The sequence below is a fragment of the Streptomyces niveiscabiei genome (assembly GCF_001419795.1).
Taxonomy (GTDB): Bacteria; Actinomycetota; Actinomycetes; order Streptomycetales; family Streptomycetaceae; genus Streptomyces; species Streptomyces niveiscabiei.
Genome location: NZ_LIRL01000091.1, coordinates 1 through 9133, shown reverse-complemented (window position 1 = coordinate 9133; position 9133 = coordinate 1). Strand labels below are relative to the sequence as shown.

Here is a 9133-nt window from a genome sequence, read left to right as displayed (position 1 = left end):
GCGCCGAGGAGGTCGCCGCCGAGGCCGCCGATGATCCGGTCGGGCAGGAGCAGGACGGCCGCGTCGGCGTCGCCGGTGAGGGCGAGTTCGGGGGCGTAGAGGCGGCCGAGGGCGCCGTACAGCGGGGGCAGGAGGTAGAACGCGCCGATGAGGGCCAGGACGGCGACCGTGGTGCGGCGGGCGGCGACGCCGTGGGGGCTGGTGTAGAAGCGGACGACGACGTGCGGGAGGCCCATCGTGCCGAAGAACGTCGCGAGGATCAGCCCGTACGTCGCGTACAGGGGGCGTTCCTCGCGGCCCGCCGCCAGGGACGTCGACATGCCGCCGGTGGCGCCGCGGTCGGCGGTGGGGACGTCGCCGCCCTGCGGGAAGACCAGTCGCGTGCCGCGCTCCACGCGGTGGGTGCCCATCGGCAGGCTCACCTCCGTGCCGGAGTACCGGCGGCCGTCCACTCTTCCGGTCACCTTCACGGTCAGGGGGCTCGCGAGGTTCAGATCGAGGGTGGCGTCGACGCGTACGGACCGCTGTTCGCGGAAGTTCGCGGGTTCGTCGAAGGCTTGTTTCGGACCCCCGTCGCTGTGCCAGGCCAGGGCCAGGAAGATCGCGGGGACGAGGAGGGCGGTGAGTTTCAGCCAGTACTGGAAGGCCTGGACGAAGGTGATGCTCCGCATGCCGCCCGCCGCGACGGTCACGGTGACGACGACGGCGACGATGACCCCGCCGAGCCAGCCGGGCGCGCCGGTCAGCACCGTCAGGGTGAGCCCGGCGCCCTGGAGCTGGGGCAGCAGGTACAGCCAGCCGACGCCGACGACGAACGTCCCCGCGAGCCGCCGTACCGTCCGGGACGCGAGGCGCGCCTCCGCGAAGTCGGGGAGCGTGTAGGCGCCGGAGCGGCGCAGCGGGGCGGCGACGAAGAGGAGCAGGACGAGGTATCCGGCGGTGTAGCCGACCGGGTACCAGAGCATGTCGGGGCCCTGGACGAGGACGAGTCCGGCGATGCCGAGGAAGGACGCGGCGGACAGGTACTCGCCGCTGATCGCGGCGGCGTTCAGGCGGGGGCCGACGGTGCGGGAGGCGACGTAGAAGTCCGAGGTCGTACGCGATATCCGCAGGCCGAACGCGCCGACGAGGACGGTCGCGACGACGACGAGCGCGACGGCGGGGATGGCGTACGAGGAGTTCACGGGCCCTCGTTCACTTGTCTTCGACCAGGCGTACGAAGTCCCGTTCGTTGCGTTCGGCGCGGTGGACGTACCAGCGGGCCAGCAGGACGAGCGGGAGGTACAGGCAGAACCCGAGGACGAGCCAGGTCAGGCGGCGGGCGCCCGGCATCGACGCGAACAGCAGGGGCAGCGGGCCGACGAGGAGGGCGAGGACCGCGAACACGGTGAGCGCGGCGCGCAGCTGGGAGCGCATGAGGGAGCGGACGTAGGTGTGGCCGAGGGTGGTCTGTTCGTCGATCTCGGTGCGTGGGCGGTAGGCGCCGGAGGGGCGCCGGGTGCGGCGGGGCGGTCCGGTCACGGTGACGCGGCGCTCGGCGGGGTCCTGGTTGGGCACCTTTCAGAGTCTCCTCGTCGACGGCTGGCCGTGTCGTGTCTTCACGTTCTCCTCATCAGCAGGTCCCGCAGCTCACGGGCGTGCCTGCGGCTGACCTGGAGCTCCTCGCTGCCGACGAGGACGCTCACCGTACCGGCGTCCAGGCGCAGTTCCCGTATGTGGCGCAGGGCGACCAGGTGGCGGCGGTGGATCCGCACGAAGCCGCGGGCCCGCCAGCGTTCCTCCAGGGTGGACAGGGGGATGCGGACGAGGTGGCTGCCCTGGCCGGTGTGCAGGCGGGCGTAGTCGCCCTGGGCCTCGACGTGGGTGATGTCGTCGACGGACACGAAGCGGGTGACGCCGCCGAGTTCGACGGGGAGGTGGTCGGGGTCGGGTTCGTGGACGGGGATGTGCGGGGCGGCGCCGCGCAGTTCGGCGACGCGGCGTACGGCTTCGGCGAGGCGCTCCTTGCGGACGGGTTTCAGGACGTAGTCGACGGCCTTGAGGTCGAACGCCTGGACGGCGAAGTCCTCGTGGGCGGTGACGAACACGATCAGCGGGGGCCGCGCGAAGCCGGTGAGGAGCCGGGCGAGGTCCAGGCCGTCGAGGCCCGGCATCTGGATGTCGAGGAACACGACGTCGATGGCCTCGGGGCCGCCGGGGCCCGACTCCAGGGCCCGGTTGATCCGCCGCAGCGCCTCGGTCGCGTCGCCGGCGCCCTCGACACTGCCTATGCGCGGGTCGGCGTTCAGCAGGTAGAGCAGCTCCTCCAGGGAGGGGCGTTCGTCGTCGACGGCGAGGGCGCGCAGCATGAATGGGGAGTGTAGGGGGGAACGGGCGTTGTGCACATGTACGGGGCTGGGCGGTATCCGCTGGATACAGTGCCCGCATGAACTCTGGCGACGATCTCGACCGGAAGATCATCACGGCGCTGATGGCGAACGCGCGGTCCAGTTTCGCCGAGATCGGGGCGGCGATCGGGCTGTCGGCGACAGCGGTGAAGCGGCGGGTGGACCGGCTGCGGGAGGCCGGGGTGATCACGGGGTTCACGGCGACGGTGCAGCCGGCGGCGCTGGGATGGCGTACGGAGGCGTACGTGGAGGTGTACTGCGAGGGCGCCGCGCCGCCGAGGCGGCTCGCGGAGGTCGTGCGCAACCATCCGGAGATCACCGCGGCGATGACGGTGACCGGCGGGGCGGACGCGCTGCTGCATGTGCGGGCGCGGGACGTGGAGCACTTCGAGGAGGTGCTGGAGCGGATCAGGACCGAGCCGTTCATCCGGAAGACGATCAGCGTGATGGTGCTGTCCCACCTGCTGCCGGAGGCGCCGGAGGCGGGCGCCACCCATCCCGCACCGGACGTGCGTGAAGAGGCCTGAACACGCAGCGATCGTGCGTCGACACGCAACGTCGGTTGCTTGTCGCTCGTACCGGTGAGTTCCTACCGTTGATCACATCCCGTAGGTTTCACTGGAAATGCGGAGGAACCCCTCTGTGTCCGACTCCCGTGTGCCGCGCTCCCGGCGGTTCCTCGTCTGCGAACCCCGGCATTTCGCCGTGCAGTACGCGATCAATCCCTGGATGCATCCCGACAAGCCCGTCGACGTCGACCTCGCGCAGGAGCAGTGGCAGTCGCTGATCCGCGCGTACCGCTCCCACGGCCACACCGTCGACTCCGTGGAGCCCGCGCCCGGGCTGCCCGACATGGTGTTCGCGGCGAACTCGGCAGTCGTCGTGGACGGCCGGGTCCTCGGCGCCCTGTTCCACGCGCCCGAGCGGCGCCCCGAGTCCGTCCACTACGACACCTGGTTCACGAGCGCCGGGTACGACGTGCGGCGTCCGGAGCACGTCGTCGAGGGCGAGGGCGACCTCGTCTGGACCGGCCGCTACCTGCTCGCCGGGACGGGGTTCCGTACGACGCGGGAGGCGCACCGCGAGGCGCAGGAGTTCTTCGGGCGGCCGGTGATCGCGCTGACGCTGACCGACCCGTACTTCTACCACCTGGACACGGCGCTGTTCGTCCTCGACGAGGACAACATCGCGTACTTCCCGGAGGCGTTCTCGCCGGGCAGCCGCGAGGTCCTCGCCGCGCTGTACCCGGACGCGGTCCTCGCCACCCGCGACGACGCGCTCGCCTTCGGCCTCAACTCCGTCTCCGACGGCCGCAACGTCTTCATCGCCCCGCGCGCCGAGGCGCTCGCCGCCCGGCTCGCCGACCACGGCTACGTCCCCGTCCCCGTCGACCTCTCCGAGTTCCACAAGGCCGGCGGTGGCATCAAGTGCTGCACCCAGGAGATCCGCTGATGACGACCATGTCCGAGACGCGTACCTCTGCCGAGCTGATCAGCGCCGAGGAGCCGGTCCTCGCGCACAACTACCACCCCCTGCCGGTCGTCGTCGCCCGCGCGGAGGGCGCCTGGGTCGAGGACGTCGACGGCCGCCGCTACCTCGACCTGCTCGCCGGCTACTCGGCCCTCAACTTCGGCCACCGGCACCCGGCGCTGGTCGAGGCGGCCCACCGCCAGCTCGACCGGCTGACGCTGACCTCCCGCGCCTTCCACAACGACCGCCTCGCCGAGTTCGCCGAGCGGCTGACCGCGCTCACCGGCTACGACATGATGCTGCCGATGAACACGGGCGCGGAGGCCGTGGAGAGCGGCATCAAGCTCGCCCGCAAGTGGGCGTACGACGTGAAGGGCGTCCCCGCCGGGCAGGCGACCATCGTCGTGGCCGCCGACAACTTCCACGGCCGGACGACGACGATCGTCAGCTTCTCCACGGACGAGACCGCCCGCAGCGGCTTCGGGCCCTTCACACCGGGGTTCCGGATCGTGCCGTACAACGACCTCGCGGCGCTGGAGGCGGCGATCGACGAGACGACGGCGGCGGTGCTGATCGAGCCCATCCAGGGCGAGGCCGGCGTCCTGATCCCCGACGCCGGATATCTGGCCGGTGTGCGGGAGGTGACCCGCCGCGCCGGGTGTCTCTTCATCGCCGACGAGATCCAGTCGGGGCTGGGCCGGACGGGGCACACCCTCGCCGTCCAGCACGAAGGGGTCGCCCCTGACGCGGTGCTGCTGGGCAAGGCGCTGGGCGGGGGCATCGTGCCGGTCTCGGCGGTCGTGGGCCGCCGCGAGGTCCTGGGCGTCCTGCACCCCGGCGAGCACGGCTCCACGTTCGGCGGCAACCCGCTCGCCGCCGCGGTCGGCACGGCCGTCATCGACCTCCTGGAGACCGGCGAATTCCAGCGCCGGGCCACGGAGTTGGGCACGGTCCTGCACGACGGCCTCACCGGCCTGGTCGGCCACGGAGTCGTCTCCTTCCGCTCCCGCGGCCTCTGGGCGGGCGTCGACGTGGACCCGGCGCTCGGCAGCGGGCGGGACATCAGCGAACGCCTCATGCGGGAGGGCGTGTTGGTGAAGGACACGCACGGCTCGACGATCCGCATCGCCCCGCCGCTGTGCATCACGGAGGAGGAACTCCGGTCGGCGATCGGGGTGTTGGGGAGGGTGCTGGGCTGACGGCACGGGGAACGCCCGGGACGCCCGCCGCCGGGTCCGTTCCCGTGCGTTCCCCGGCCGCCTACACTGAGCCCACTTCATGTACCGGCTGACCTGCCGGAACGTCGGAGCGAGGAGCGGGCCTTGTTCTATCAGTTGTTGAAGCACGTGTTGCTGGGCCCGTTGTTGAGGGTGCTGTTCCGGCCGAGGATCGAGGGGCTGGAGAACGTGCCGGAGGACGGGGCGGCGATCGTCGCCGGGAATCATCTGTCGTTCTCCGACCACTTCCTGATGCCGGCCGTCATCAAGCGGCGGATCACCTTCCTCGCCAAGGCCGAGTACTTCACCGGACCCGGGGTGCGCGGGCGGCTGACCGCCGCGTTCTTCCGCAGCGCGGGGCAGATCCCGGTGGACCGGTCCGGGAAGGACGCCGGGCAGGCCGCCATCCGGGAAGGGCTCGGGGTGCTGGGTAAGGGGGAGTTGCTCGGGATCTATCCCGAGGGGACCCGGTCGCACGACGGGAAGCTGTACAAGGGCAAGGTGGGGGTCGCCGTGATGGCGCTGACCGCCGGGGTGCCCGTCGTGCCGTGCGCGATGATCGGGACGTTCGAGGCGCAGCCGCCCGGGCAGCGGTTCCCGAGTCTGCACCCGGTGACGATCCGGTTCGGGAAGCCGCTCGACTTCTCGCGGTATGCCGGGATGGAGAACGAGAAGGCGATCCTGCGGGCGATCACGGACGAGATCATGTACGCGATCCTGAAGCTGTCGGGTCAGGAGTACGTCGACCAGTACGCGGCCGTCGCGAAAGCCCAGACATCAGCACAGACGCAGAAGTTCCCCCGGCTGCCGCTGAGTTGACGCAGAGAAGCCGAGTCGGCGTCGAGAAGGGGACGGCCCCGGCGGAGGCCGTCCCCATGCGTGACGCTTACGGCTTCGGCGTCGCGTGCGGTCCGCAGACCACGTCGGCGGCGTCGAGCGTGCCGCGCAGGAGGTACGCGTCGACCCGCTGGTTGACGCACGGGTTGACGAGGGCGGTCACGCCGTGGGAGCCCGCGTTCTTCTCGGTGATGAGGCGGGAGCCCTTGAGGCGCTGGTGGAGGGAGACGGCGCCGGAGTACGGGGTGGCGGCGTCACGCTCGGACTGCACGATGAGGGTCTGCGGCAGGCCCCGGTTCGTCCGAACCTCGACCGGCGTCCGCTGCTTGGTCGACCACGTCGCGCACGGCAGGTTCAGCCACGCGTTCGCCCAGGTCATGAAGGGGTGGTCCCGGTGGAGGCGGGTGTTGTCCCGGTCCCACTTCTTCCAGGACGTCGGCCACTTGGCGTCCGCGCACTCGACGGCCGTGTAGACGGCGGTGCCGTTCTCCGCGGTGGCGTTGCCCGCCGTGTCGGAGAGGTCGGGCGCTGCGGCGTCGATGACGGCCTGGACGTCCCCGGCGGCGTACTTGCTGAGGACGGTCGCGGTGGAGACCCACGCCGAGTCGTAGTACGGCGCGCTCTGGAAGAACCCGATCAGCTCGGCCGGTCCGACGACCCCGCCGAGGGGCGCCTTCTTCGCGTCGGCCCGCAGCTTCAGCCACTTCGCCTGGACCTGGTCGCGCGTCGTGCCGAGGTGGAAGGCGGCGTCGTTGGCGGCGACCCAGTCCTGCCAGTCCTTCCAGCGCGTCTCGAAGGCGACGTCCTGGTCCAGGTTGGCCTGGTACCAGATCTTCTCCCGGGACGGGTCGACGACGCTGTCGAAGACCATGCGGCGCACGTGCGTCGGGAACAGGGTGCTGTAGACGGCGCCGAGGTAGGTGCCGTAGGAGGCGCCGAGGAAGTTGAGCTTCTTCTCGCCGAGCGCGGCGCGGATGACGTCGAGGTCGCGCGCGGAGTTCGGGGTCGTCATGTGCGGCAGCATCTCGCCGCTGCGCTCGGCGCACCCCTCGGCGTACTCGCGGGCCAGCTTGCGCTGGGCGCGCTTGTCGGCCTCGGAGTCGGGCACCGGGTCCATCTTCGGGGCCTTCACGTACTCCTGCGGGTCGATGCAGGAGATCGGCGCGGACTTGCCGACGCCGCGCGGGTCGAAGCCCACGAAGTCGTACGCCTTGGCCGTGTTGGCCCACACCGGGGCCTTGGTGGTGACGCGGCGCGGGAAGCGCAGGCCGGAGCCGCCGGGGCCGCCGGGGTTGTAGATGAGGGCGCCCTGGCGCTCCTCGGGGGTCCCGGTGTTGGCGATGCGGTCGACGGCGAGCTTGATCTGCTTGCCGTACGGCTTCGCGTAGTCGAGCGGGACGCTCACGTAGCCGCAGGTGATCGGCTTCTCCAGGCCCCAGCCCGCGGGGCAGTCCTGCCAGTCGATGCCGGCCTTCGCGGCCCGCGCGGCGGCGATCGCGACGCCGACGGCCTCACGGCCCTGGCCGTAGCCGTGGCCGCTCCCGCTGGTGGCGCTCGCGGTGGGGGCGGCGACGGCCCCGGCTATCAGGGTCGCCGTGACGAGCACTCCGGCAGAACCCAGCGCGGCGGTTCTTCTGTGGGGTCTCAAATGCGGTCTCCCTGTACGAAGTTGACGTGTCGGTACGGGAGGGATCCTGTCGGTTGTGCGTTTCTTGTGAACAGCCCCGGCACTCGTTCTTTGCCAATCCGATAAGCGGATGGCAACGTCCGTTCGCCGGATCTCTCACCCCAGTTGGGCGAGCACCCCATCCAACAACCGCCGCAACACCAGCCCGTCGACCGCGAGCGCGGTCACGAGAGCGGCCGGACCGCTCAGCGGTACGAGGGTGGCGGCACCGTCCGCGAGCACCCGCACCGGCGCCGGGCTGTCCGCGAACTCCGGGCGTACGACGAGGAGTTGGCCGACGGCACGGTGGCCGCCGAGGACGGCGGGGCCGTCCCAGCCGCCGGGCGCGCCCGGACCGCACGCCAACTCCTGGTCCAGGACAGTGCGTTCACCGACCCTGAGGGTCAACCGGCTGGTGAGGCGGCCGGGTTCCTCGGCCGCGCGGCCGAGCACCTGCTCCTCGCGGAACACGAGCCGGGCTCCCGGGGCGGCGTCGATGCGGGTCGTGACGTACAGGTCGCTGCCGTTCGCGGAGATCAACGGCTCGGGGAGCCAGTGGAGTTCGGCGTCCTCGGCGACCTTCAGGCGTACGTCGTAGCGCGCCTCGCCCTTGTGCTGGCCCGGCAGCGCGATCGTCGCGGCGGCGGAGCCGACGGTCAGGCGGGCGCCGGGGGTGACGTCCGCCTCGACGCGGAAGCGGTCGCCGCCGAGGGGGCCGCTCATCGCGCCGACGAGCAACGCCCTTGCCTCGCCGGGGTGGTGGGCCCGGGTGCGGCGCAACGCCAGCGGGCCGTCGCTCTCCAGGACGGGCAGGACGGTTCCCCCTCTGCCGTCCGGCGTGGCCCGCAGGCGGGCGGTCGCCCTTACGCCGTCCACGCGCGCACCTGCGCCCGGACCCAGGCGGCGACCTCCTTGACGCCCGCCTCGCTCCTCAACGACTGGAAGGCGACCGGGAGTTCGGCGCGCTGCGCCTTCGCGTCCGCCGCCATCCTCGCGAGGTCGGAGCCGACGTGCGGGGCGAGGTCGGTCTTGTTGACGACGAGCAGGTCGGCGGTGGTGACGCCCGGGCCGCCCTTGCGGGGGATGTCGTCCCCGCCGGCCACGTCGATGACGAAGATCTGCGCGTCGACGAGGCCCTTCGAAAAGGTCGCGGTCAGGTTGTCGCCGCCTGACTCCACGAGGATCAGGTCGAGGGGGCCGACCGTGTCCTCCAGGTCCTCCACCGCTTCGAGGTTGGCGGAGATGTCGTCCCTGATCGCCGTGTGCGGGCACGCGCCGGTCTCCACCGCCGCGATTCGCTCCGGCGGCAACACGGCCTCCCTGAGCAGGAATTCGGCGTCCTCTCGGGTGTAGATGTCGTTCGTGACGACGGCGAGGCTGAGTTCTTCGCGGAGGTCTCGGCAGAGGGCGGCGACTGTGGCGGTCTTGCCGGAGCCCACGGGGCCGCCGAGGCCGATGCGGAGCGCTCTGCGGGTGCCGTCGGGGCGGTGGGCGTCCGCGCTGGGCGCTGCCGCGTGGGAGTGGGGGTGGTCGAGGTGCATGGGGTGGCTCCGGGG

The 9133-nt window shown here is 71.6% G+C and carries 10 protein-coding genes; 4 read left to right on the top strand and 6 right to left on the bottom strand.

Annotation, left to right across the window (positions count from 1 at the left end; translation table 11 throughout):
• From AOK24_RS05625 to AOK24_RS05615, 3 genes are all read right to left on the bottom strand, one after another.
• Positions 1-1184: sodium:solute symporter family transporter (locus AOK24_RS05625; RefSeq protein WP_420876652.1), on the bottom strand; the 1184-nt coding region annotated here is incomplete at its 3' end.
• A gap of 10 nt (positions 1185-1194) precedes the next feature.
• Positions 1195-1557: a hypothetical protein gene (locus AOK24_RS05620; protein ID WP_055718944.1), complete on the bottom strand. Its 363-nt coding sequence runs from the start codon at positions 1555-1557 to the stop codon at positions 1195-1197.
• A gap of 41 nt (positions 1558-1598) precedes the next feature.
• Positions 1599-2348, bottom strand: a complete 750-nt coding sequence (locus tag AOK24_RS05615; RefSeq protein ID WP_055718943.1) for a LytR/AlgR family response regulator transcription factor — start codon at positions 2346-2348, stop codon at positions 1599-1601.
• Between the two features lie 77 nt (positions 2349-2425).
• On the opposite strand from AOK24_RS05615, the gene AOK24_RS05610 reads away from it, so the two are divergent.
• The 4 genes from AOK24_RS05610 (at position 2426) to AOK24_RS05595 (ending at position 5893) form a co-directional block, all read left to right on the top strand.
• Entirely contained in the window at positions 2426-2914 is a 489-nt protein-coding gene (locus AOK24_RS05610; protein WP_055718942.1) for an Lrp/AsnC family transcriptional regulator, read from the top strand.
• A 115-nt stretch (positions 2915-3029) separates the two neighbouring features.
• Positions 3030-3839 (top strand): dimethylargininase, encoded by an 810-nt coding sequence (ddaH, locus tag AOK24_RS05605; RefSeq protein WP_055718941.1) that lies wholly within the window; start codon positions 3030-3032, stop codon positions 3837-3839.
• Entirely contained in the window at positions 3839-5056 is a 1218-nt protein-coding gene (gene rocD / locus AOK24_RS05600; protein ID WP_055718940.1) for an ornithine--oxo-acid transaminase, read from the top strand. The genes ddaH and rocD overlap by 1 nt, the downstream gene beginning before the upstream one ends.
• A gap of 123 nt (positions 5057-5179) precedes the next feature.
• A complete protein-coding gene (locus AOK24_RS05595; protein ID WP_055718939.1) occupies positions 5180-5893 on the top strand; it encodes a lysophospholipid acyltransferase family protein in 714 nt (237 codons plus the stop codon).
• Positions 5894-5960: 67 nt separating this feature from the next.
• Here AOK24_RS05595 and AOK24_RS05590 read toward each other — a convergent pair whose 3' ends face one another.
• The 3 genes from AOK24_RS05590 to ureG form a co-directional block, all read right to left on the bottom strand.
• The gene (locus tag AOK24_RS05590) at positions 5961-7559 is read right to left on the bottom strand and encodes an alpha/beta hydrolase (protein WP_055718938.1); all 1599 of its coding nucleotides are present in this window, start codon (positions 7557-7559) and stop codon (positions 5961-5963) included.
• A gap of 135 nt (positions 7560-7694) precedes the next feature.
• Positions 7695-8453, bottom strand: a complete 759-nt coding sequence (locus AOK24_RS05585) for an urease accessory protein UreD (RefSeq protein WP_055718937.1) — start codon at positions 8451-8453, stop codon at positions 7695-7697.
• Positions 8441-9118 (bottom strand): urease accessory protein UreG, encoded by a 678-nt coding sequence (gene ureG, locus AOK24_RS05580; protein WP_055718936.1) that lies wholly within the window; start codon positions 9116-9118, stop codon positions 8441-8443. Before ureG ends, AOK24_RS05585 begins: the two co-directional genes overlap by 13 nt.
• Positions 9119-9133 lie beyond the last annotated feature (15 nt).